This window comes from Achromobacter sp. JD-1 (assembly GCF_038594925.1).
GTDB lineage: Bacteria > Pseudomonadota > Gammaproteobacteria > Burkholderiales > Burkholderiaceae_B > Achromobacter > Achromobacter spanius_C.
Map to the genome: position 1 here is coordinate 274828 of NZ_JBCGCS010000004.1, position 22316 is coordinate 297143.

A 22316-nucleotide genomic window follows, 5' to 3' on the forward strand; every position below is an offset into this window, starting at 1 on the left:
CACCATTGCGTTCATGACAACGAAAATCGCGGACTCTGGTGTAACGTACTGCTCCATCTCAGTCACCTAAAGGCAAGCCTGTGGCTAGCAAACTCGCTGGAACCCGGTTTATCGCGTTGACCTTCAAGGCCATCCGCCAACAAGGCCGTCGAATGATGACGGTCGCGCCTGGGTCATTGGCCGCATTCATTGTTTCGCTGCCCTTCGCGTTGCTGGTGTCCACCTCCGTGGGCACGATGCAGTTTGTGTTTCTACTGCTGGCCATGGTGAGCCTGCTGGCGTTGGCGCGGTTGACCTTTACTTGGCTTGCGATGCTTGTCGGCCGTGACGAGGCAGCGACACAGCTTGCGCGAGGGGGTAATGCCGAGGCCAAGCATCTGGCCTTGCTGGTGCTCTTTGTGGTCGTGGTGGGCGCGATATTGCGGGCGTCTGCTGATATTCCAATATTGCTTTACTTCGCGATGAAGGGCGTGGGCGATACCGGGTTCTTCCTCGCGCTGTTCATTGTGCTGGGCCTGCTTTGGGTGCCGTTTGTGTATGCCGGCGCGGTGGTGGCGTTGAGCTGGGTGCACGCCGTGGCGGCGGGTGAATATGGCTTCAATGCAATGCGGGGGGCGATGCGTTTCAAGCGTTGGCCTTTGGTGACTGCGCTGTTTGTCTTGCTCGTGTCCGTGGGCTTTACCAAGGCCATGGTGGCGGACGTGGCGCGTTTCCCGACGACGTCTGGCGTTGGGTTCAGCGTAGCCGGCATGCTGATCAGCATCGGCATGCTTGTGATCGTGACGATGATGTGCGCAGTGGCGTATCGCGAGTCCGTGCCGCGGGCTCCCGATACCTCGAGCGATCCCGGCGTGCTTGTGTGAGCCATGCGTACGCAACATCAAATCCGTTGCGGTCGTGCGACGCTTTTTGCGGAAGCTGAGGGTAGCGGCGACCCGGTGGTGTTCTTGCACGCCGCCATATTGCAGTCGCCGTATGGTGGGGCAAGCCTAGATGATTTGCCCACCTACGACCGTCTGAACGAGATTCGCAAGCCGGCGCTGGTGATGTGGGGTGACCGCGATTTTCCACATATTCAGGCACGTAGCAGGCAGGTGGTGACGATGCTGGCGAAGGGCACCGGTCAGGCGTTGCCAGGCACGGCCCATTTGCCCAGCTTGGATCGACCGGTCGAACTGACCGCCGAGATCTTGGCGTTTATCAATCGCATCGCCAACCAGGCCTGACCGCGCGCCACAGACGTCAGCGCCACCGACTTCAGCGCTACAGGACTTGGTTTCAACGCTTCTTGCCAGCCCCGCGCGGCATTGGCGCCAGCGGGGTGCCGACGTGCGAGGCCAGCCAGTGTTCGATCTTGTCGTCGCGGCGTGCTGCCCAGTCCTTGCCTAGTTCCAACACCAGCATGTTGCGAGTATCGCCAAGGTCTTGGCCGGGTTCCTTCTGGAACATGGCGCGCCAGATTTCCGAGGCCACCATATCCGTCGTGAGCAAAACGCCAATACCCTTGGCATCGATCCATAGAGGCGCGGCGCGGTCATCTACGTGCTTCTTCAGGTTTTCAAGCTGCTTTTGGGCGAGTGAGGCGTTGTCTTTGGACGCCGCGATCAAGATCAGATATTGCCGGTGGCCGATGGCGGGTTCTTCGGCGTCGCCAAAAGGGTTTTCCATGGTGCATTCCTTGCTGGAGTAAGCGCGCTGCGAGCCGCGAGGACGGCTCAGGAAGACAGGGTACTCGACCTGCGCGCCCGTGCCGCGCTGTTATGGCGAAAGTCCTTGCATTCTGTGCCTGTCGCCACGCATGCAGCGGCGCGCATACTGTTTCCATTCACACGCCAATGAGAGACCTTTGATGCGCTACCGCTATGTGACGGCCGATGTATTCACCACGCAAACCTATTGCGGCAACCCTCTGGCGGTGGTGCTGGACGCCGACGGGCTGGATAGTGCGCAGATGCAGCGCATTGCCCGCGAATTCAACTACTCCGAAACCAGCTTCGTATTGCCGCCGAAAGACCGCGCCAATACGGCCTGGGTGCGGATATTCACGCCGGATCGCGAGGTGCCGTTCGCGGGGCATCCCAACGTAGGCACCGCGGTGGTGCTGGCGCGCGAAATGGTTGCGGCTGGCCGCCCGGCGCCGGAGGCCTTTGTATTTGAAGAAGCGGCGGGCCTGGTGCGTATCGCCTTGCGCTCGGGCGCGAAGGGAGTGGAAAGCGTGGAGCTGCAAGCGCCGCAGCCGCTGATGCGTGCAAGCGAGGTTTCCGCCGAGGCCCTGGCTCGTGCACTGAAATTGGAGCCGTCCGACATCGACACGTCCGAGCACGCGCCGCAGGTGGTGTCGGTAGGGCTGATCTTCCTGGTGGCGCAGTTGGCCAGTCGCGACGCCTTGCGCCGTGCATCGCCGGATTCGAACGGCTACGCGGCGCTGCTGCCGTTGGATGGGGCGAAGTCGATCTACGTCTACACCACCGACACGCGTGGCGATACCATCGACGCCCCAACCGATATTCAGGCGCGGATGTTTACCGGCCGCATGACGGAAGACCCCGCGACGGGCAGCGCCACGGCTGCCTTCACGGCGTTACGCGCCGCCTTGCGCGGGCGCGGGAAACTGGAATTGCGCGTAGGACAGGGGGTGGACATGGGGCGGGCCAGCCTGTTGCTGGCGCATGCCGAACCCCGCGCCGATGGCGTATGGGCGAGCGTGGCGGGCAATGCGGTGGTGGTGATGGAAGGCACGTTGCCCGCGCCAGAGCAGGGCTGAATCCATCTTGATTGCGCGCGGGGGCCCGTGTATGCTGGCTCGCATGAGTTCACTGCATTCAGCTCCCGCATGCCGGAAATGCCGGAAATGCCGGACAGGCCGGGCAGATTACCGACGAGTCACTCGACGCTTACGTTGAGTGGCTGGTCACGACAAGGCGCTGCGCAGGCGGCGCTGTCCCCTGAAGGCCACGATACCCCTCGTGGCCTTTTTGTTTGCAGGTTTGTGGTGCCCACTTTGCTTGCAATGCCGTGTTCGAGGCGGTTCGTCCGGTCTTCGTTTTCCTCTCTACAGGAACGAAGCATGACTATTCAAACCTTGGCCATCCGGCCATATCACTCCGCCGATGAGACGGCCCTGATCCAGTTATGGCGCGACTGCGGCCTGACGCGCCCTTGGAACGATCCAGTCAAGGACATCGCGCGCAAGCTCACCGTGCAAGCCGATCTGTTTTTGGTGGGCGAGATTGGCGGCGCCATCGTTGCGACGGTGATGGGCGGCTATGACGGGCATCGCGGCTGGGTGAACTACCTGGCGGTGTCGCCTTCGTATCAACGGCGGGGTTACGCCACGATGCTGATGCACGCCCTTGAACGCCGCTTGCACGATATGGGTTGCCCGAAGATCAACCTGCTGATTCGTTCGGGCAACCTGGGCGTGCAGGGCTTCTACAAAAGCCTGGGCTTTCAACTTGATGAGGTCGTAAGCCTGGGCAAGCGCCTGATTCCGGATATCTGAGAGCGGTGCTTACGACACCCAGGGATCCGATTTTGAACGCTTGGTCATGACGCTTAGATGGCAACCGTCAGATAAACCGCTTCGCGGCCCACGATGGGCATGCGGGTGGGCATGAAGATCGTGCAGGCGTCGCATGGCGAGCGGATTTCTTCGGCGCCGTTGATGGCGATCAGCTCGCCTTTGTCGAAGGTCTCAAAGCCGATGACGGGGCGGGTGAAACGGAAGTCTTCAGACTTCACCATGTGTACTTCAAGCAGGCGGTAACGCTGCGGCACGGGCGGGGGCGCGGCGTCCTGGGGCGCATCGATCAAGCCGGTGTGGGCCAGAAAGCGCAGCGTCACGTCGGTGGCCAGTTCGGCCGCCGAACGCGCGAAGTGCTGGCCGCATTCGACCACCAGCGCGCCGCCGCTGTCAGACGCCGGGTCACCATGGTGGCCATAGCCCATGACGCCCGTGCCGGGAAACTTGTGCTGCGGCATCACCAGATGTATGGCCGGCGCCCCCACCGCCGCGGCCAATGCTGTGTTGCGGTCCATCTCGTTGTAAACCCAGAAGGGTTGCACCGGCGCGCGGGTCGAGTGGATGTCCAGGACGAAGTCGGCCGCGTCCAATACCGGCCGCAACTCGCGCGCGCGACGCAATTCGGGGCTGTCTTCGGCACCATCCAGCATGGACGCGGACCAGATGCGGTTCAAGTTGTGGACAAGCTGGCGGTTTTCGTAGGGGTTGTCGATGTCGAAGGCTTCATAGGCTTCGACATGGGCAAAGCTGACGGTCAGCGTACCGATCTTGGGCCGCACGCCCGTGTCCAGCAAATGGGTGGCGGCAACCATGCCACAGATTTCGTTGCCGTGCGTGATGGCGTTGATCAGTACATGGGGGCCGGGCACGCCGGACTCGAAGCGATGGACATAAGGGATGCCGGTGTTGCCTTCGCGGTATGCCGATAGGTCGCGCGGCAGAACCTCAAGGGGAGCGGTGTCGGGTTCGAAAGCTGTGGTTTGCATGGGGATGGTTGGTTTCTTGTTGAACGTTGCAATATACCCCCGGGTATCTGGCGCGGGTCTATCGCGTGTTTTTTCCGCTGTCGCAAAAAATCTGAAAATGGCACAAAACGGGGGAAATTTCGTTGCCCTCCACCATTCGCAAGATGCGTCCGTACTAGGCGGCATAGTGCTTCATAACCCATTGAAACCATTGCTTTTCAGCGCGATTTTTTTTTGGCATATTGCGCGCGGTGAGTTCGATTTCAGGAGCGAGAAGAATGGGCGCGGTGCCTCAACGGCATATCGATGGTTTCCAAGTGGGTTGTGAAATCGTAAGCCTGGATGCAGGCGTGTTGGCCATCGAGATAATCGTGAGCCGGGTGGGCAATGACGGTGGACAGCAACGCTGGTCGCTGCCGCGTTTCGTGACGTTCGCCGACGCCGATGTGGCGCGGCGTCATGCTGAACTGGTCTTGTCGGCGATTTTGTCGGTGGACTCGGCGACTGGCGAGCCCCGCTACGGCATTCTGTAGCCATGTCGCAGGGGAAGTGATTCCTCTACGAAATGTTGCAGTGGCCATGCGCGTGCTTTCAGGTGCGCAGGCGCATGGTTGTTGAAAAATACCCGCCGTGGTCGAGGCGGCAGCAGGTAGGTTTTGTTTCGTTTATCACAATCCGACGCCGTGCTCCGACGGGTTTGGCCGGTACATTGGTGGCGGATGACAACAAGAAAGGAGAGTTCCATGCTTGATACTTTTCCTGTCCTGCGTCGTGCAGGCCTTGCGGCCGCAACGATTGGCGTAGCGGGCCTGCTGTTCGCGGGTTGCACCACTACCACGCCCCAATCCTCCGCCACGGCCACGGAGAAGCGCGACTCGATGAATAGCGCGGCCAACGCAACGCTTACCAAACTCTACGAGGCGTCGCCCCAATCCAAGGAACTGGTGGCGCGTGCAAAGGGCGTACTGGTGTTTCCTGATGTGTTGAGCGGCAGCTTCATTGTGGGCGCCGAGCATGGCAAGGGGGTGTTGCGTGTGGGCGGTTCCAATGCCGGCTACTACAGCACGACGGCCGGTTCTATCGGCTTCCAGGCCGGTGCGCAATCCAAGGCCATGGTGCTGTTGTTCATGACGGATGACGCCTTGACCAAATTCCGCAATAGCAGCGGTTGGACGGTGGGCGCGGACGCCACGGTGGCTGTGGTGAATATCGGCGCAAATGGCCGCATTGACACCAACACCGCGCAGCAGCCGATTGTTGGCTTCGTCATGAATAACGGCGGCCTGATGGCAGGCGTGTCGTTGGCGGGCACCAAGATCTCCAAGCTCGACTGGTAAGATCTTTCCCCATGAAAAACGCCGCGGATCATTCGTTTCCGCGGCGTTTTTATATTCGGCTGGCCATTAGTGAATCATGGCAAATCAGCCGATAAGGTTGTCGCCGTTATGGCGCACAGCGCTTTCGCGCTGGATTTCAGCTTCTTCGATATCGGGGTCCAGGCCGCGCCAACGCAGGATGCGCCCGCGTTCGGGCTCGGGTTCCCAGCCCAGCATGCCGTAGCGCGTGATTTCGGTTTCGCCTGTGTCAAATTCCACTTCAAAGTAACCCTGACGATCGGGTAGCGTGCTGCCGGGGGACCATTCTGTTTCGGGCATGGTTGCTCCTTGCTAAGCGATGGGAGGGAGGCCGGCGCACCGTCGGCGCCGACGCAAGCATTGTGCGGGCGACCGCCTTATCCCGCAAGCGCGTCGATCACGCTGCGACGTCCGTCAGGCAAGCGGGACGGCGGTGGTGTAGAGCACCTGCTTCAACGCAAAGCTTGAGCGGATGCTGGCAACGCCCGGGATGCGGGTGATGTGTTCGACGATCAGGCGTTCCAGCGCATCCACGTCGGGCACCAGCGCGCGGATCAGGTAATCGGCGTCGCCCGACATCAGATAGCACTCCATGATTTCCGGCAGCACGGCGATTTCACGTTCAAAGACGTCCAGTGCCGCCTTGCGTTGCTTGTCCAGCGAGATCTGGATGAAGACGTTGACCTTCAACCCCAGCTTGCGCGCGTTCAGCAGGGTGACGCGGCGGTCGATCAGGCCATCGGTTTCCAGGCGCCGCACGCGGGCCAGACAGGGTGAGGCCGATAGGTTGACGCGGGCGGCAAGCTCCACATTGGTCAGGCGGGCATCACGTTGTAGTTCGTTCAGGATTCGGATGTCGGTTGCATCCAGGTTGATTTCCGGCATAAGTCACCTAGTTTTGTCGATCGGCAGTGCATTCATGCTGAGGCAGGAGTTTATCGGAGTCTATTCAGGTGAAATGTGCTGGGGTTTACCCTATAGACTATTCCTTCCTTTTGCCAATCGGCAAAAGTGCGGAATATTCAAGCGGTAGATCGGGCAGTGATGAGTCAGCAAAGTACGTTGCGCAGGTTTTTGCCCTTGGCGGGCGCGGTCCTGATCTGGGGCGGCAATTGGCCCGTCATGAAGATGGGGCTGGCGCACATGAGCCCGCTTTGGCTGGCGGCCAGCCGTTTCGGATCGGCCGCGCTGATCAGCGTGGTGGTGCTCGCGATGCTGGGACGGATGCGCTTGCCCACGCGGCAGGAATGGCCGCTGGTGGTGGGCGTGGCGTTGCTGCAAATGGCCGCGTTCACGGCATTGGCGCTGTGGGCGCTGCAATACGTGGCGCCTGGCCGGGCTTCCGTCATTGCTTATGCCACATCGATATGGGTCATTCCGTTGTCGGCATTGATTCTGAAAGAGCGCTTGAGCGCGGGCCAATGGCTGGCAACGGCACTCAGTTATGCGGGCATAGCCGTGATCGTGGCGCCCGCGTTCAGCCCGTGGCAGGCGCATACGGCGATCGGCCTGATCATGCTGCTGGGCGCCTCGTTCGCGTGGGCGTGCAACATCATCCAACTGCGCGGCAGCCGCCACGTGCGCTTGGGCGCCGACATGATCCCGTGGCAGACCGCGCTGGCCACGTTGCCGTTAACGGCGCTGGCCTGGCTACGTGACGGCGCGCCCACGTTCCTGGCGGTGCCCGACGCCTGGCCCATTATTCTGTACACCGGCCCGCTGGCTACCGCGCTGACATTTATCGTGGTGCTGGGCATGACGCAAAAGATGCCGCCCGTGGCGACGTCCATTGCCATGCTGTGCGTGCCGCTTATTGGTTTGCTGGTGTCATCCGCGGTCTTTCATGAACGCATCTCGGCAGACCTGGCGCTGGGCCTGTCCTTGATCGCGGCAAGCGTTGCGGCCTCCGCCCTGGCGGCGCGCATGAAGCGTCCGCTTGCGCTGCGGCCGTCTTAGAACGCTTTAGAATGTCGTGCGCCGGGCGGGGCCTGGCAACACCTGTAGGTGCGCGGCAGAATGGACTCGTTATATGTATTGGTCGTGGTCGGCGCGGTGGCGGCCGGCTTCGTGCAAGGGTTGTCAGGGTTCGGCTTCGGGCTGGTGGCCATGTCATTCTGGGCGTGGACGATAGACCCCCGATTGGCGGCGGCGATGACCGTGTTCGGTGGGCTGACCGGCCAGTTGCTGGCGGCGTTCACCGTGCGCCGAGGGTTTTCGTGGGCGCATCTGCTGCCCTTCGTGGCGGGCGGGCTGGTGGGCATACCCGTTGGCGTGATGCTTTTGCCCCATCTGGATCCGGTGATATTCAAGGTTTGTATCGGTAGCTTGCTCGCGGTCTGGTGTCCGATGATGTTGTTCGCCACACGCTTGCCCCGCATCACAGCGGGCGGCAAGACGGCTGATGGGCTGGTGGGCGCGGTAGGCGGCATCATGGGCGGCATCGGCGGCTTTACAGGCGTGATTCCCACGCTGTGGTGCACCTTGCGCGGCTTTGACCGAAACGTGCAACGTTCGGTAATCCAGAATTTCAACCTGTCGATGCTGGTTGTGACGATGGCGGGCTACATCTATACGGGTGTGGTGACGAGCGACATGTTGCCGCTTTTCGCCATCATCGTGCCCGCGATGCTGTTACCGACGCTACTGGGCGCCCGTCTGTATGTGGGAATCAGCGATGTGACGTTTCGCCGCGTCGTGCTGGGTTTGCTGACGCTGGCGGGCGTGGCGATGCTGGCCTCTTCGGTTCCCAAGCTGTTGGCGTAGCCAGGCGGCCTTGACGGGCATGCTATCGTTTACGCCATTGAAGAGAGAATTACGCATGGCATTGCATCGTTTCCAGAAAGGTGAATTGAGTCATTGGCTGCGCATCGTGGCCGACAACTGTGAACCTGACGCCGCTCAAGCCGTGGTGCCTGCTGAAATTTCGCAGGCGCTGCAAACGTTGCGTTGCATCCAGCCCGGCCCCGATGGCCGTTGGTTGATTACCGAAAAGGGCAAGCTTGCCCTGCGCATGGAAGAGCCTGGCGCCATCCACGTACGCTGAGCGCCGCCAGGCAAAGAAGCGCCCCGCCGGTCAGTCCCTGGCCGCGCTTTTCTTTCAACTCCCTTAAATCTTTCTGCTTACTGCGCATTGAAGCAAGATGCGCGGAATTGCCGCACATCTTGCGAATGTTTTCGCCTTATGTCGCACTCAAGGGGGTATTTATGGGCCAGTACGGGAATCTCCTGAGACGGAATGTGCGATTTGGCATCTTCCGGACGTACCGCGCAAGTTATGTCGCCGGTAAGATGAACTTGCGTGACGCTTTCAGGTCTATTCATTTCGCGGGAATTTGCTCCCGCAACGTCACGCGTGGTTCACGCGTTTAGGTAACCGACTGGGAGGTAGCACATGCAGCATCGTGACCAGGAAGTACTGATCGACGTTTCCACGGCGGCCATGGATACCGGCGGATATGGCGTCTTGCTGACGGTAACGGCCGAGGGCGGCACCGAGGTGGATGCCGCGTTTTCCCACTTGGGCAACTGCGCTTCGTTGGACGAAGCACGTGATCGCGCGGAAATATTCGCGCAGAACTGGGTCGAGGAAAACATCTTCCGATAGGGCGCAAAGCTCTCGACGAAGCTGATCGGTGGGACCGGTCTGTGCTGGCATGAGGCTGCGGAGAATACTCAAAAAATTGCGACGAAATTTTCGGTTATCGTTGCTGCTCCGAAACCTGGAGCCCTTTTCGGGTATGCGTCGTTCCAAGATGACTGCCGCACAGACCACTCTTACTCTTACGGAACACGCCCGCGCCTTGCGGGCGCATTTTGATTCCGTGATCCTGCCTCTGTGGATGGGGCGGGGCTTCAATCAAACACTGGGTCTGCCCTACGAATCGTTGGATGGCGCGACGGGTGAGCCGTTGGCGCCCACCCGGTATCGTGCGATGGCTTGTGCGCGGCAACTGTATGTGTTTGCCCAGGCGCCAAGCGCTGAAGCCGGCCTGCATGCCGACCGGCTGTTCAATTCGCTATGTCGCGTGTTTCGCAATGAGCAAGGGGGCTGGTTGTACAGCGTGGACACCGATGCGCGCCCCTTGGATGACACGCAAGATCTTTATACGCATGCTTTCATTGTGCTGGCCTGCGCCGCGTACTTTCCGCGCAGCCGCAATGCCGACGCGCGTAAGCTGATGTTGTCGACGGCGGCCACGATCGAGTCGCGATTCAAGACAAATGACGGGCTGTACCACGCGGCGCTAAGCGCGGATCTTCTGCACCCGCTGAAAGCGCCGGCGCAAAATCCGATGATGCATCTGACCGAAGCCTATCTGGCTGCCGCGCAAGTGGCGGAACCCGCGCTGTTTGCACAGCATCTGCGTTCGCTGGCGCAAGGCGTCAGCCAGTTTTTCGTGCATGGGCCCACGCAGTGCATATCGGAGGCCCTGCAGGGCTCGGCCGGCAACCGGCTGGAACCCGGGCATCAGTTCGAATGGTTGTCGCTGGTGCACGGCGCGGCTGAAGTGTTCGAGGGCCTGGAGTTGGTGGAATCCTTGCCCCGCGCCGTGCGGTGGTCTCGCGAGCATGGCGTGGACGTGGGCGGCGCGGGCGTCGTGGCGTCGTTGGATGAGGCGGGCGCGGTCATCGATGACACTCGGCGCATCTGGGCGCAGACCGAATATCTGCGCGCATTGGCAGTGTTGGGCGATTGGCCCGCTCTGGAATCCGGCATGGCCGGTTTCCGCGCCCGTTTCCTGCACGACGGCGGTTGGTACGAGTGCCTGGACGGCCAGGGCGCGGTGGTGCGCGGCGATATGCCGTCAACGTCGCCTTACCATTTGGCAACCTGTCTTGCGGCATTACCAAACGTTGTTTAAACGCTCATTTAACAATTATTGTCATTCGATTGATATAAATTGATAGAAAAACATTGGTGAAATCCCTTACAATTCCGTAACACTGTTTGTGGGGAAGCATCAATGAGCGTCATGTGTTTGGCTTGCCAACGCATTAACCCGGGCCTTGCCGGCGTTGCGCCGCATTCGCATCTGGGACATCAAGGTTTCACCAATCCCACACAAAAAGGGCGCGAAGAGAGTCGCGAAGATCACTTCCGCTGCCTGAGTTGTGGGGCGAAATGGTTGCGTGAAACCGATAAGTGGGGCGTGGATCTGGGATTCAAGCTGGCGCCTTGAGCGTCGCGCCGCCGCATGTGAGCCGGGCCTCTGGAAAGAGGCCCGTTTTATTTGGTTGCACGAATTTCCTTACGAACGAAACCAGACGTTTCTGCCGAAGCAAGGCGCACTCAGCGGACTTGGTCCGCCGCCACGACGTCGGGGTCCGCCTGCGCGGTTTGCAGTAACCATTGCCGAAAGCAATCCAGCGCATAATGGTCACGCCGCTGAGCCGGGGCGCACAAGTGATAGCCACGGCGCAAGCGTATCGGCAGCTTGGGAAAAGGCGCGGCCACGCGGCCGGCCTGAAGCTCATCGCGCACCAGGCAGCGCTGCAGCACGGCAATGCCCATGTCCGCCATGACCGCCCGGATCAGGATGGACACCTGATCGAACCCCTGTGACAACGTGACGGCAGAGCGCGGTGCGCCAGCGGCAGTGAACCATTGCACCCAGTTGTCTTGCCCGTTGGTGTGGTAAAGCAGCGGCTCACCCAGCAGGCCCTGCGGCGTGTCCCATAGCCCTGTGGCCTGGCGCGCGGCCAGGCGGTCCGGGTGGCAGATCACCACCACTTCGCGTCCGATCACGTAGTCGGCCTGCCATCCCGGCCATTGCTCGGGCGTGCCCGCCAGGATGCTCGCGTCCGGCGTGGCGCCCGAAAAGTCTTCATTGCGGCGATAAGGCGAGAAGTTGAGCTGGATGTCGGGATGGCGCCGATGGAAGTCGGGCAGATGCGGTACCAGCCAGGCGCTGGCCAGCGTGGGCACCATGGATAGCGTCAGGTGCCGGCGGCGCTCGTCGGCGCGTAGCTCGGTGCTGAGCTTTTCGATGGCTTGTAGCGGCCCGTGCGCACCGTCGTAGAGTTTCTGGCCCATCTGGGTCAGGGTCAACCCATGCGCATTGCGATGCATCAGCGGCTGGCCGAAATGCGCTTCCAGACGCGAAATGGCGCGGCTGATGGCACCCTGCGTCACGCATAACGTCTGGGCGGCCAGTGTGAAGCTGCCCAAGCGCGCTGCCGTGATAAAGGCATGCAACTCAGACATGGATGGCGAATGCAGCCGCATCGAGCATGATCTTTGGTAATGAAGGAGTGCAATATAGTCGTTTGAAAGGGGACGGTAAAGTTTGGACACTGGCGGCCTGTCTGAAACCCACACCTTCCTTTTTCGGAGTCGACTCATGTCTTGCCGCTTGCTTGGCCGATCCGCGCGTTTCGCGCTTGCTGGCGTCTTCGCCACCCTGTCTTTTGCCGGCGTTGTCCACGCCGCCGATTACCCCTCGCGACCCATCAAGCTGGTGGTGCCGTTCGCCGCCGGCGGCTCGACCGACATCGTGGCCCGCCTGGTGGCCGAGTATGCCGGCCGAGAGCTCAAGCAGACCATCGTGGTGGAAAACAAGGCGGGCGCGGGTGGCTCGATGGGTATGGAGCAGGTGGCGCGGTCCACGCCCGACGGCTACACGCTGGGCATGGCCACGATGAGCACGCACGGCTCGAATCCGGCCGTCTATCGCAAGATGAATTACGACCCCGTGAAGGATTTTGCGCCCGTGGCCAATGTGCTGGCGGTGCCCAGCATTCTGGCGATCAACCCGAATCTGCCCGCCAAGAACATGGCTGAATTCGTGGCAATGGTGAAGGCGGCGCCGGCTGAGCGCTACAGCTTCGCCTCGCCGGGCGTGGGCTCGCTGGGCCACGTGAATATCGAGAATTTCATGATGCTGTCCGGCATTCGCTTGCTGCATGTGCCGTATCGCGGCGCGGGCCCGGCCTTGAACGATGTGATGGGCGGGCAGGTGGACGCGATCACCGACAACCTGTCGTCGACGCTGCCGCAAGTGAAGGGCGGCAAGTTGCGGGCGCTGGCTGTGCTGGGCGCCGAGCGCTCGCCCTTGCTGCCGGACGTGCCCACCTACATTGAACTGGGTTACCCCGACATGGGCACGGGCGGTTGGTTTGGGCTGGTGGCCCCGGCGGGTACGCCCACGGCCGTGATCGACACGCTTAACCAGGCGGTGCGCGCGGCGATGAAAGATCCCGAGTTCCGCAAGAAGGCCGAAGACGTGGGTGGTACGCTGATGCCGACAACCCCCCAAGAGTTCCAGGACCAGATTCATCAGGCCCTGGCCCGTTACGCCAAGGTGGCCAAGGCCGCCAACATTCAGGCTGACTGACGATGACGCTTGCCGATTTCAACGTGGTTTCCGTGCATGAACCCCAAGGGCCGGCGCTGCCGCTGGTCTGTGATTCACCGCACAGCGGCGAGCACTATCCCGATGATTTCGGGGCGGTGGCCACGCGGGCGCAATTGCGCCAGGGTGAAGACACGCACGTGGACGCGTTGTGGTCGGCGGCCCCCGCGCTGGGTGCGACCTTGATTGCGGCGCACTTTCCGCGCGTGTATATCGATCCGAATCGCACGCTGCAGGACCTGGACCCTGAACTGTTGGCCGAACCCTGGCCGCACGCGCTGTCGCCCGGTGAGAAAACCCGCCTGGGCAAAGGGCTGATCTGGCGTCGCATGGACAAAGCCACGCCCATCTACGACCGCAAGCTGAGCCTGGCCGAAGTGCGGCATCGCATCCAGGCGTATTACGAGCCTTACCACGCCGCCTTGGCGCAGGCGATCCGCCAGGCCGAGCAGCGCTTTGGCGCGGTGTGGCATCTGAACCTGCATTCCATGCCCAACGACGCTTACGAGCGCCTGGGTCGGCAAAGCGAACATCCGCTGGCTGATTTCGTGCTGGGTGACCGCGACGGCACGACGTGCGAACCGGAGTTCATCGCGTTGATCGAAAAGGCCTTGCGCGACCTGGGCTATACGGTGGCGCGCAACGATCCCTACAAAGGGGTGCAGCTGATTGCGCAGATTGGGCAGCCCGCGCTGAATCGGCACAGCCTGCAGGTGGAAATTCGCCGCCCCTTGTACATGGACGAGGTCACGCGCGAGCGCAACCCGGGCTTTGAATTGCTGCGCGGGCATCTGTCGACGGTACTGGAGCAGGTGGCCGACTACGTGCGCGTGCGCATGGATGTGGTTACGTCGACAAAATAGAATCGCTTGTGTGGTTGGCGGGCGGAAAAAGCCGGTGTTGATGCAGATCAACCCGGCTTTTTGCATGGCGCTTAAGTTTCCTCGTGCCGCGCCGTTGTCGCTAGGAACAAGCTGCGCCGTGTGTGGCCGTGGCGCGAGGGAACCGCAATGCTAGAGAAGACGATCAACGGATTTTCTGTGGTGGCGTACGCGACGCAGCCGGAAGGGCGCACGCCGCCTCGCGCCTTTTTGGAGACGCGGCGTTTGGCGCCCAAGGCAAAAGCGGGCGATGCGGCGCAGGACGAGGCGGAATCGGAAGAACCGCCGCAGGCTCCGGAAGGCCAGCCCTTCGAGATCTTCGTCAGCCGACGCTTTCGCAGCACGATCGAAGCGATGTCGGCCGCGCGCAATGCCTTGGACCGCGTGCAGAGCGTGGACGAAGACGGCGTGCCCGACCCGTTACCCGAATAGCCGCGCATTCAGGTCAAGGTGCTGCGCATCAGGATTTCCGTCAGCGCGCGGGTGGGCTTGTTGGGCGACGGCGCCGAGATGACGATGAATTCCACCTGCGGCAACGCCGGCAACTGAATCGCGCCGCCCGGCGCGGCCAGGCCCGCCGTGGACAAGTGCGAGGGTTGCACGGTAATGCCCAGGCCCGCGCGGGCGGCCGCCTGGCAACCTGCGTAACTGGTGCTGGTGCACACAATCTGCCAACTGCGCCCCACGCGCGCCAGCGCGTCCAGCGTAAGCGTGCGCGTGACGCTGGGCTCGCGCAGCAGAATCAGCGGCAGCGGCTCATCGGGCGCAAAGCGCAGACCTTCCTTGGCGCGCCACAGCAGTGCTTCCTTGTGCAGCGTCTGGCCCCGGCGGTCGCCCCGGCGGCGCTTGCCGATCATCACATCCAGGTCGTTGTCGTCCAGCAGTCTGTAAAGATCACTGGTGACGCCGATGGTCAGGTCCAGCTCGACTTCAGGGTGCGCCAGGCGAAACGCGGCCAGCACATCGGGCAGCGGACCCATGGCCAGATCGTCCGACGTGCCCAGCCGCACGCGGCCGCGCAGGCGCGGCGCATCAAACAGGCGTTCGGCGCGCTCATGCGCGTCAAGGATGATCTCGGCGTGAACCAGCAGGCTGCGGCCGTCGCTGGTCAGCACCAGCGAATGAGTGTCGCGCAGGAACAGGCGCCGGTTGACCGACTGTTCCAACTGCCGGATATGTTCGCTGACGGTGGGTTGCGTCAGCCCCAGGCGGCGAGCGGCTTCCGTGAAACTGGGAGCGGCCGCCGCGGCGGTAAAGGTCTTGAGCCAGAGGGGATTCAGCATGGAAGGCGCGGCCTGGTCATTATGATTTCCGATGACAGTTAAAGTAATCAGTGGGCTTCACGATGGCAAGCGGCGCGCCTATAGTTTTCCGTAATTTCTTGGAAACCCTTACGCCATGCGCCGCTTCCTGCCAGACCAGTTCACTTTGATCCTGCTTGCCACCGTGGCATTCGCCAGCTTTTTTCCCGCCGTGGGCAAGGGCGCGTCATTCATGATGGTGGCCAGCAATGTGGCCATTTCGCTGTTGTTCTTCCTGCACGGCGCGCGCCTGTCCACGGATGCCATCGTGGCGGGCGTGAAGGATGTGCGCCTGCATGCCCTGATCCTGGCGTCCACCTTCATTCTGTTTCCGGCGCTGGGGCTGGGCTTGCGTGCGCTGTTTCCGGGCCTCTTGACCCCATCGCTGTGGTTAGGCGTGCTGTTCGTGTGCACCTTGTCGTCGACCGTGCAGTCGTCCATTGCGTTCACCTCGATGGCGCGCGGCAATGTGCCCGGCGCCATTTGCGCGGCGACGGCGTCGAACCTGCTGGGCACCGTGCTGACGCCGCTGCTGGTGGCGGTGCTGTTGCATCGGCAGGGCGGCGGGCACGGGCTGGCCGATGCGGGCCGCATTCTGGTGCAACTGCTGTTGCCGTTCGCCGTGGGCAGCTTGCTGCGGCCGTGGATTGGCGCTTGGGCGCAGCGCAACAACCGCACCTTGTCCAAGGTGGACCGCAGCTCGATTCTGCTGGCCGTCTACACCGCCTTCAGTGAGGCCGTGGCGCAGGGCATCTGGCACGCCTTTCCGGCGATAGACCTGGCCACGATGGTGCTGGTGAATGCCCTGCTGTTGGGGGCTGTGCTGGTGATTACCACCTGGGGCAGTCGCAAGCTGGGCATGTCCAAAGAGAACGAAATCACGCTGGTGTTCTGCGGATCGAAGAAGTCGCTGGCGTCGGGCATTCCGCTGGCCACGGTGCTGTTTGGCACGTCGCAGATGGGCGTGGTGGTGCTGCCCTTGATGGTTTTCCATCAGATGCAGTTGATGGTGTGCGCGGTGCTGGCACGCCGTTATGCGGAACGCCAGCCCCCGGCCCAGGCGGCGGTGGCCGGGGCCTAAGCCCCCGGCGCCTGATAGACGTCAAGCGTCGTTACGCGGAACGATCTTGCCGCTGGGGTGCCAATAAACGGCGCCGTCTTGTTCGGAAACCGTCAGCACGGTCAGCCGGCCGTTCTTGCAGGGGCCGCCCACGCAAAGGCCCGTGTCGGGTTGATACGTGGCGCCGTGGCGCGCGCACATGATCAGGTCGCCGGCGCGGGTGAAGAAGCTGCCTTCCCAATCCAGTTCAACGCCAACGTGGGCGCAGCGGTTCAGGTAGCCGTGTACGCGGTCTTGGTAGCGCACGAAGAACGCGGTGGTCTGGCCCGCGCCATCGGACACGGGCACTTTCACGCCCAGGCCGCCGTTGACCAGGTCGGCGGAGGCACAGACGTGGACACCAGGGGCCGTCGTGGCGTCAGGGGCGGAAGAATCCTGCATGGCGGGCCTTTGAAGAAAAGGGTGCGATCTTCGGATAGCGGGCCAGGCTTGTCAATCCGCCGGGGCGCTGTGGCTGCTGTCTTGCTGACGCGCCCACATGCCCGCATACACGCCGCGTTGGGCCAGCAACTGCGCATGGCGCCCGCGCTCGATGATGCGGCCTTCCGACAGCACGATGATCTCGTCGGCGTCCGCCACGGTCGACAGCCGGTGGGCAATGATCAGCGTGCTGCGCCCTGCGCTGACTTCGCGCAGGTTCGCCTGGATTTCGCGTTCGGTATGGGTGTCCAGCGCGCTGGTGGCTTCGTCGAACAGGAAGATGACGGGGTTCTTCAAGATGGTGCGGGCGATGGCCACGCGCTGCTTTTCCCCGCCCGACAACTTCAGGCCGCGCTCGCCCACCATGGTCTGGTAGCCGTCGGGCATGGTCATGATCAGGTCATGGATGTGCGCCAGGCGCGCGGCGGCTTCGATCTCGGCATCGGTGGCGCCGGGGCGGCCGTAGCCGATGTTGTAGTGGATGGTGTCGTTGAACAGCACGGTGTCTTGCGGCACCACGCCAATAGCCGCCCGCAGGCTGGCCTGGGTGACGCCGCGCACGTCTTGCCCGTCCACCAGAATGGCGCCACTGTCGGCGTCATAAAAGCGAAACAGCAAGCGGGCGATGGTGGACTTTCCGGCGCCCGAGGTGCCCACCACGGCCACGGTCTTGCCGGCGGGGATGCTGAAGCTTACGCCCTTCAAGATGGGCCGGCGCGCGTCATAGCCAAAGTACACGTCGCGGAATTCAACCTGGCCGCCCGCCAGGTGCAAGGGTTGGGCGTTGGGGCGATCGGCCACTTCGCGGTCTTGGCCCAGCAGCTCGAACATGCGTTCCATGTCGATCATGGCCTGCTTGATTTCACGGTAGATGAAGCCGAAGAAGCTCAGTGGCTGGTAAAGCTGTAGCAGGTAGGTGTTGACCAGCACGAAGTCGCCCAGCGTGTAGCGGCCTTCGGCAATGCCGGTGGCGGCCATCCACATCACCAGCGTCAGGCCGACCGAGATGATGGCGGCCTGGCCCACGTTCAGGATCGACAGGCTGACCTGGCTGCGCACGGCCGCGCGTTCGTAGCGGGTCAGCGAGGCGTCGTAGCGGCGCGCCTCGTGCTCTTCGTTGCCGAAGTACTTGACCGTCTCGTAGTTCAGCAGGCTTTCGATGGCCTTGGTGTTGGCTTCGGAATCGGTTTCGTTCATCAGGCGCCGGAACTTGGCGCGCCATTCCGTCACCGCAAGCGTATAGGCCATGTACAGGATGACCGTGGCGCCGGTGGCCACGGCCAGCCAGATGTCGAACATCTTCCACAGCACAATACAGACCAGCCCGATCTCGAAGAACGTCGGCAGGATATTGAACAGCAGGAACGACAGCAGCGTCTGGATGCCCTTGGTGCCGCGTTCAATGGCGCGGGTCAGCCCGCCGGTCTGGCGCGACAGGTGAAAGCGCAGCGCCAGGGCATGCAGGTGCCGGAAGATTTGCAGGCCGACTTCCCGGATGGCGTGCTGGCCCACGCGGGCGAAGATGGCGTCGCGCAGTTCCGAGAACAGCAGCGACAGCACGCGCGCGGTGCCATAGGCCAGGATCAGGCCCAACGGCACCGTCACCGCACCGGGCGCGCCTTTGCCCAGTTCGTCAATGGCGTGCTTGTAGATCAGGGGGACATAGACGGTCGCCGCCTTGGCGGCGAACAGGCACAGCAGCGCCAACACCACGCGCACCTTGAGTCCCGTTTTACCTGGCGGCCAAAGGTAGGGGAACAGGGTTCGCAAGGTGGAAAAGCCGCCGCGATTCTTGGGCGGCGCGTCAGGGGAATTCATGGCGGGGCTTGGGGGCGCACGAAGGCGGGATGAGGGGCGGGATGAGGGGGAGGGCGGGCGGGATGAAGGGCATTATCGGGCACGGGCGCTATTATTTGGGAGATAACCCCTGGTAATTCCGGACCATTGCCAGGGGATGAGGGTTTGGTATTACGGCGCGGGCGCAGCTCGGCAAGCCCGTTTTTTTATCTCTTCAATTCGGGGTTGGCCGGGCTGGACCCTGGATTGCGCGACCTGGCGCGTATTCGCCGCGCGAGCGTTGCGGTGCAAGTTTCGGAGGGTCTTATGGCGAAGGTACCCGCAGTGAAATTGAACGACGGCAATAGCATCCCGCAGTTGGGCCTGGGGGTGTGGCAGGTGCCCGACGACCAGGCGGCTTCCGCGGTCAAGGAAGCGCTGGCGGCCGGCTACCGGTCGGTGGACACCGCGGCCATCTACGGCAACGAAGCTGGCGTGGGCACGGGCCTCCGGGCCGCGGGCGTGGCGCGCAAGGATCTGTTCATCACCACCAAGCTGTGGAACGACAAGCATGGCTACGACGATGCCCACAAAGCCATGGACGAAAGCCTGGAGAAGCTGGGCCTGGCGTATGTGGACCTGTACCTGATCCACTGGCCCGTGGCGGGCAGCACGAAGTTCCTGGACGCCTGGCGCGCCATGGTCGAGATGAAGGAAGACGGCCGCGCGCGTTCGATCGGCGTGTCCAACTTCACGCAGGCCAACCTGGAGCAACTGATCGAGTCGTCGAAAGTGGCGCCGGCGGTGAATCAGATAGAACTGCATCCGGGGTTCGCACAGCATGAACTGCGGGCGTTCCATGCCAGGCACGGTATCGCGACCGAGTCCTGGAGCCCCTTGGCGCAAGGCGGAGTCACCAAGGAAAAGGTCATCGTGGACCTGGCTGAAAAACACAATAAATCGGCCGCCCAGATCACGCTGCGCTGGCACTTGCAGAGTGGGCTGATCGTGATTCCGAAGTCGGTCACGCCTGCCCGCATCCGCGAGAACATCGACGTGTTTGATTTTGAGTTGTCCGCCGACGAGATCGCCGCCATCGATGCCATCAAGGACGGCGCGCGCTTGGGACCGGACCCTGAGCAGTTCGGCCGATAGCTGGCCAGGTACGAGAGGGGCGAGGCCAGGGGTGGGGCAGCGGGGCCCCAAGACCCCACGGCCCGGCCTGCAATCTAGTGCTTCAGCGGGAACACCCAGTAGCGCAAAATGACCACCAGCAGGATGGTCAGCGTGATCCACGAGGCCCAGTGCCAGGCGCCCGTGCCCAATAGCGCGGCCAGCAGGCCGAACACGCTCAGCACGCCCAGCAAAATGGGCGCGCCCCATACGAACATGAAACCGCGTCCACCGCGGCTTTTGCTTTGGCGCTTGCTCATGCCGGCGTCCTTTGCGGCGTGGCGGCGGCCTGGTGCCTTTTCACGAGTTCGTTGATGCGCGCTTCCGTCGCGCGGCGCCGCGCGATCCACAGGTAGAGGCCGCTGACCAGAACCACGATGGTGATCAGGTCCAGCAGCGCCCAGATGATCTTCAAGGGCAGGCCGGCGTAGTCACCGAAGTGCAGCGGGCGGGACACCTCAAGCGCGGTCAGGTACCACGGCATTTTGGCCACGGTGGTGAGTTCGCCGGTTTTGCCGTCCACCAACACGGGGGTGTTCAGCTTGGAGGTCAGCGGCGTGTCGCCGCGCATCCAGGCAATGTAGTGGTGCGGGCTGCCGAAGGCGTTGCCGGGGAAGGAGATGAACGACACCTCGTTGCCGGGCATGGCTTTCTTGGCGGTGTCGGCGGCAAGCTGCGCCGAGGCCAGTTGCGTGGGCACGGTCTGGCCCTTGTAGGGCTCAAGAATGCGGACCAGCTCGGTGGACTGCCACAGGCGGAACAACGGCGTCGACAGTTCATTGATGACGCCCGTGAACCCCACGACGAACGCCCATACCAGCGTCACGATACCCAGCAGGTTGTGCAGGTCCAGCCATTTCAGGCGGGTGGAGCGCGCGGCGCGCACGGTGCCGAATTCCAGCTTCTTCATGAATGGGCCGTACAGCACCACGCCCGACACGATGGCCACGCAGAACAGCAGACCCATGAAGCCCAGGAACAGTTCGCCGGGCAAGCCCGCGAACAGGTCCACGTGCAGGGCCAGCATGATGCCCATGAACGAGAATTTGTCTTCGGTATAGAGCGGGCCGTCCAGCAGCACCTCGCCTGTGCGGCCGTCCATGCGGACGGCGTGGCCGGAGGCCTGGCCGTCGCCCGGGGTTTTGGCCATGCCGACGTACACCTGGGGTTCATCGGGGTCGAAGAAAAGGTAGTCGACGACCTCGCCCGGGTACATCGTCAGGGCGCTGGCAACCAGCTTGTCCAGGTTGGCGGGCGGTGTGTCGGCCGGTACGTTGGACAGCGGCTTGCCATCATCCAGCCAGTGTTCGATCTCGTGATGGAACACCAGCGGCAAGCCGGTGAGGCAGATGATGAGCAGGAAGATGGTGCAGACCAGGCTGGTCCACTTGTGGATCCAGTACCAGGTTTTGATGGTGGACGCGGCTGTCATGGCGGCGGGAGGGCGGCGACGCGCGCGGCCCCCTTTAAGGTATTTGTGAGGAAGTACGGAACATTATCACGAACAATAGCGATTCTCGTAACGGATTATTTGACCTCGATGGCGGCGGGGCTGCAAGGCTTGCGTAATCCAAAGCGGGTTAAAAAGACAGGTCGGGGTTTACCGGGCGCGCGCCGCCACGGTGTGTTTCAAGGGACGGTTCATGTCCCCCTCAACCGCTTGTCGAGAATCATCATGGAGCAGCGTTTTGTGAAAGTACCGCGCAACGAGCTGGGCCGCGATTTTGCGGTGGGCGACGTGCACGGGCATTTTTCACGTTTACAGGAAAGCTTGGACCGGCTGGGTTTCGACCCCGCCCGCGACCGGCTGTTCTCGGTGGGCGACCTGGTCGACCGTGGGCCGGAATGCGAGGCAGCGCTGGACTGGCTGGCCCGCCCGTGGTTCTACGCGGTGCAGGGCAACCACGAGGACTATGCGATCCGCCATGTACGCACGGGGCAGGTGGACGTGAAGAACTGGCGTGGCTATGGCGGCGGCTGGTTCCTGGACCTGCCCGCGGATCGGCAGACGGTGTTTGCCGAGGCCTTTGCGCAACTGCCCATCGCGATCGAAGTCGAAACGTCCGAGGGCGCGGTCGGCTTGCTGCATGCGGATTGCCCGGTGCTGTTCTGGCCGCGCCTGGAATTTGCGTTGCAGGATCGCTACAAGCGCACCAGCGCGGCCTGCCAATGGTCGCGCGAGCGGCTGCGGCAGATGAACCGAACGGGCATCCAGGGTGTGCGGGCGGTGGTGGCCGGGCATACGCCGGTGGCCTCGCCCTTGGCCTTGGGCAATGTCTATCACATCGATACCGAAGGTTGGCGCGCGGGCTACTTCACTTTCCTGGACCTGGAGTCGCTGTCGGCATGGCCGTGCGAGGTGGTGACGGAACTGGTGGTCGAAGCATAGGGCTACCCCTGAAACGAAGACGGGCGCCGCAATGGCGCCCGTTGGCATGTCAAGACCCGAG

Annotated in this window: 28 protein-coding genes; 18 read left to right on the top strand and 10 right to left on the bottom strand. The window is 62.5% G+C overall.

Annotation, left to right across the window (positions count from 1 at the left end):
* The first annotated feature begins 80 nt into the window (after window positions 1-80).
* Both WBR68_RS09085 and WBR68_RS09090 read left to right on the top strand, forming a co-directional pair.
* Entirely contained in the window at window positions 81-863 is a 783-nt protein-coding gene (locus WBR68_RS09085) for a hypothetical protein (protein WP_127184125.1), read from the top strand.
* A gap of 3 nt (window positions 864-866) precedes the next feature.
* Complete coding sequence (locus tag WBR68_RS09090; RefSeq protein ID WP_050448587.1) at window positions 867-1226, top strand: alpha/beta fold hydrolase; 360 nt, start codon at window positions 867-869, stop codon at window positions 1224-1226.
* 52 nt (window positions 1227-1278) lie between these two features.
* On the opposite strand, the gene WBR68_RS09095 is transcribed toward WBR68_RS09090, so the two are convergent.
* A complete protein-coding gene (locus tag WBR68_RS09095) occupies window positions 1279-1668 on the bottom strand; it encodes a hypothetical protein (RefSeq protein ID WP_050448586.1) in 390 nt (129 codons plus the stop codon).
* Between the two features lie 181 nt (window positions 1669-1849).
* Here WBR68_RS09095 and WBR68_RS09100 point away from each other — a divergent pair, with 181 nt between their 5' ends.
* Window positions 1850-2764, top strand: a complete 915-nt coding sequence (locus WBR68_RS09100; RefSeq protein ID WP_230694003.1) for a PhzF family phenazine biosynthesis protein — start codon at window positions 1850-1852, stop codon at window positions 2762-2764.
* 303 nt (window positions 2765-3067) lie between these two features.
* On the top strand, window positions 3068-3502 hold the full coding sequence (locus tag WBR68_RS09105; RefSeq protein WP_050448584.1) for a GNAT family acetyltransferase: 435 nt from the start codon (window positions 3068-3070) through the stop codon (window positions 3500-3502).
* Between the two features lie 53 nt (window positions 3503-3555).
* Here WBR68_RS09105 and WBR68_RS09110 read toward each other — a convergent pair whose 3' ends face one another.
* Window positions 3556-4509 (bottom strand): succinylglutamate desuccinylase/aspartoacylase domain-containing protein, encoded by a 954-nt coding sequence (locus tag WBR68_RS09110; RefSeq protein ID WP_050448583.1) that lies wholly within the window; start codon window positions 4507-4509, stop codon window positions 3556-3558.
* 257 nt (window positions 4510-4766) lie between these two features.
* Between WBR68_RS09110 and WBR68_RS09115 the strand changes: the two genes are divergently transcribed.
* The gene (locus WBR68_RS09115; protein ID WP_050448582.1) at window positions 4767-5021 is read left to right on the top strand and encodes a hypothetical protein; all 255 of its coding nucleotides are present in this window, start codon (window positions 4767-4769) and stop codon (window positions 5019-5021) included.
* A gap of 210 nt (window positions 5022-5231) precedes the next feature.
* Window positions 5232-5825 carry a BPSL1445 family SYLF domain-containing lipoprotein gene (locus WBR68_RS09120; protein WP_050448581.1) on the top strand — a complete coding sequence of 198 codons (594 nt, stop codon included), beginning with the start codon at window positions 5232-5234 and terminating at the stop codon, window positions 5823-5825.
* A gap of 84 nt (window positions 5826-5909) precedes the next feature.
* On the opposite strand, the gene WBR68_RS09125 is transcribed toward WBR68_RS09120, so the two are convergent.
* Window positions 5910-6143 (bottom strand): hypothetical protein, encoded by a 234-nt coding sequence (locus WBR68_RS09125; protein WP_050448580.1) that lies wholly within the window; start codon window positions 6141-6143, stop codon window positions 5910-5912.
* A 114-nt stretch (window positions 6144-6257) separates the two neighbouring features.
* On the bottom strand, window positions 6258-6728 hold the full coding sequence (locus WBR68_RS09130) for an Lrp/AsnC family transcriptional regulator (protein ID WP_006218755.1): 471 nt from the start codon (window positions 6726-6728) through the stop codon (window positions 6258-6260).
* A 159-nt stretch (window positions 6729-6887) separates the two neighbouring features.
* On the opposite strand from WBR68_RS09130, the gene WBR68_RS09135 reads away from it, so the two are divergent.
* The 6 genes from WBR68_RS09135 (at window position 6888) to WBR68_RS09160 (ending at window position 11023) form a co-directional block, all read left to right on the top strand.
* Complete coding sequence (locus tag WBR68_RS09135) at window positions 6888-7799, top strand: DMT family transporter (protein ID WP_230694004.1); 912 nt, start codon at window positions 6888-6890, stop codon at window positions 7797-7799.
* Window positions 7800-7859: 60 nt separating this feature from the next.
* Window positions 7860-8606, top strand: a complete 747-nt coding sequence (locus tag WBR68_RS09140) for a sulfite exporter TauE/SafE family protein (RefSeq protein ID WP_230694005.1) — start codon at window positions 7860-7862, stop codon at window positions 8604-8606.
* Between the two features lie 55 nt (window positions 8607-8661).
* Window positions 8662-8886 carry a hypothetical protein gene (locus tag WBR68_RS09145; protein ID WP_050448577.1) on the top strand — a complete coding sequence of 75 codons (225 nt, stop codon included), beginning with the start codon at window positions 8662-8664 and terminating at the stop codon, window positions 8884-8886.
* A 348-nt stretch (window positions 8887-9234) separates the two neighbouring features.
* Window positions 9235-9447, top strand: a complete 213-nt coding sequence (locus WBR68_RS09150; protein ID WP_006218759.1) for a hypothetical protein — start codon at window positions 9235-9237, stop codon at window positions 9445-9447.
* A 148-nt stretch (window positions 9448-9595) separates the two neighbouring features.
* Window positions 9596-10705 (top strand): AGE family epimerase/isomerase, encoded by a 1110-nt coding sequence (locus WBR68_RS09155; protein WP_050448636.1) that lies wholly within the window; start codon window positions 9596-9598, stop codon window positions 10703-10705.
* A 102-nt stretch (window positions 10706-10807) separates the two neighbouring features.
* A complete protein-coding gene (locus WBR68_RS09160) occupies window positions 10808-11023 on the top strand; it encodes a hypothetical protein (RefSeq protein WP_025135384.1) in 216 nt (71 codons plus the stop codon).
* Between the two features lie 110 nt (window positions 11024-11133).
* Here WBR68_RS09160 and WBR68_RS09165 read toward each other — a convergent pair whose 3' ends face one another.
* A complete protein-coding gene (locus tag WBR68_RS09165; RefSeq protein WP_230694006.1) occupies window positions 11134-12069 on the bottom strand; it encodes a LysR substrate-binding domain-containing protein in 936 nt (311 codons plus the stop codon).
* A gap of 115 nt (window positions 12070-12184) precedes the next feature.
* Between WBR68_RS09165 and WBR68_RS09170 the strand changes: the two genes are divergently transcribed.
* The 3 genes from WBR68_RS09170 to WBR68_RS09180 all read left to right on the top strand — a co-directional run bounded on the left by WBR68_RS09170 (window position 12185) and on the right by WBR68_RS09180 (window position 14508).
* The gene (locus WBR68_RS09170; RefSeq protein ID WP_050448574.1) at window positions 12185-13177 is read left to right on the top strand and encodes a Bug family tripartite tricarboxylate transporter substrate binding protein; all 993 of its coding nucleotides are present in this window, start codon (window positions 12185-12187) and stop codon (window positions 13175-13177) included.
* 2 nt (window positions 13178-13179) lie between these two features.
* Complete coding sequence (locus WBR68_RS09175; RefSeq protein WP_230694007.1) at window positions 13180-14058, top strand: N-formylglutamate amidohydrolase; 879 nt, start codon at window positions 13180-13182, stop codon at window positions 14056-14058.
* Between the two features lie 147 nt (window positions 14059-14205).
* The gene (locus tag WBR68_RS09180; protein WP_050448572.1) at window positions 14206-14508 is read left to right on the top strand and encodes a hypothetical protein; all 303 of its coding nucleotides are present in this window, start codon (window positions 14206-14208) and stop codon (window positions 14506-14508) included.
* An 8-nt stretch (window positions 14509-14516) separates the two neighbouring features.
* On the opposite strand, the gene WBR68_RS09185 is transcribed toward WBR68_RS09180, so the two are convergent.
* The gene (locus WBR68_RS09185; protein WP_127184132.1) at window positions 14517-15359 is read right to left on the bottom strand and encodes a LysR substrate-binding domain-containing protein; all 843 of its coding nucleotides are present in this window, start codon (window positions 15357-15359) and stop codon (window positions 14517-14519) included.
* Window positions 15360-15474: 115 nt separating this feature from the next.
* On the opposite strand from WBR68_RS09185, the gene WBR68_RS09190 reads away from it, so the two are divergent.
* The gene (locus tag WBR68_RS09190; protein WP_230694008.1) at window positions 15475-16458 is read left to right on the top strand and encodes a bile acid:sodium symporter family protein; all 984 of its coding nucleotides are present in this window, start codon (window positions 15475-15477) and stop codon (window positions 16456-16458) included.
* 21 nt (window positions 16459-16479) lie between these two features.
* Here WBR68_RS09190 and WBR68_RS09195 read toward each other — a convergent pair whose 3' ends face one another.
* Together WBR68_RS09195 and WBR68_RS09200 are read right to left on the bottom strand one after the other, a co-directional pair.
* Window positions 16480-16878, bottom strand: coding sequence for a Rieske (2Fe-2S) protein (locus tag WBR68_RS09195; RefSeq protein WP_230694009.1), 399 nt, complete (start codon window positions 16876-16878; stop codon window positions 16480-16482).
* A gap of 51 nt (window positions 16879-16929) precedes the next feature.
* On the bottom strand, window positions 16930-18735 hold the full coding sequence (locus WBR68_RS09200) for an ABCB family ABC transporter ATP-binding protein/permease (protein WP_230694010.1): 1806 nt from the start codon (window positions 18733-18735) through the stop codon (window positions 16930-16932).
* Window positions 18736-19020: 285 nt separating this feature from the next.
* Here WBR68_RS09200 and WBR68_RS09205 point away from each other — a divergent pair, with 285 nt between their 5' ends.
* Window positions 19021-19848 carry an aldo/keto reductase gene (locus tag WBR68_RS09205; protein WP_230694011.1) on the top strand — a complete coding sequence of 276 codons (828 nt, stop codon included), beginning with the start codon at window positions 19021-19023 and terminating at the stop codon, window positions 19846-19848.
* Between the two features lie 74 nt (window positions 19849-19922).
* Here the strand turns inward: WBR68_RS09205 and WBR68_RS09210 are convergent, their stop codons facing one another.
* Entirely contained in the window at window positions 19923-20126 is a 204-nt protein-coding gene (locus WBR68_RS09210; RefSeq protein WP_050450087.1) for a hypothetical protein, read from the bottom strand.
* Window positions 20123-21298, bottom strand: coding sequence for a PepSY-associated TM helix domain-containing protein (locus tag WBR68_RS09215; protein WP_050450086.1), 1176 nt, complete (start codon window positions 21296-21298; stop codon window positions 20123-20125). Before WBR68_RS09215 ends, WBR68_RS09210 begins: the two co-directional genes overlap by 4 nt.
* A 243-nt stretch (window positions 21299-21541) precedes the next feature.
* Here WBR68_RS09215 and WBR68_RS09220 point away from each other — a divergent pair, with 243 nt between their 5' ends.
* On the top strand, window positions 21542-22255 hold the full coding sequence (locus WBR68_RS09220; RefSeq protein ID WP_230694012.1) for a metallophosphoesterase: 714 nt from the start codon (window positions 21542-21544) through the stop codon (window positions 22253-22255).
* Window positions 22256-22316 lie beyond the last annotated feature (61 nt).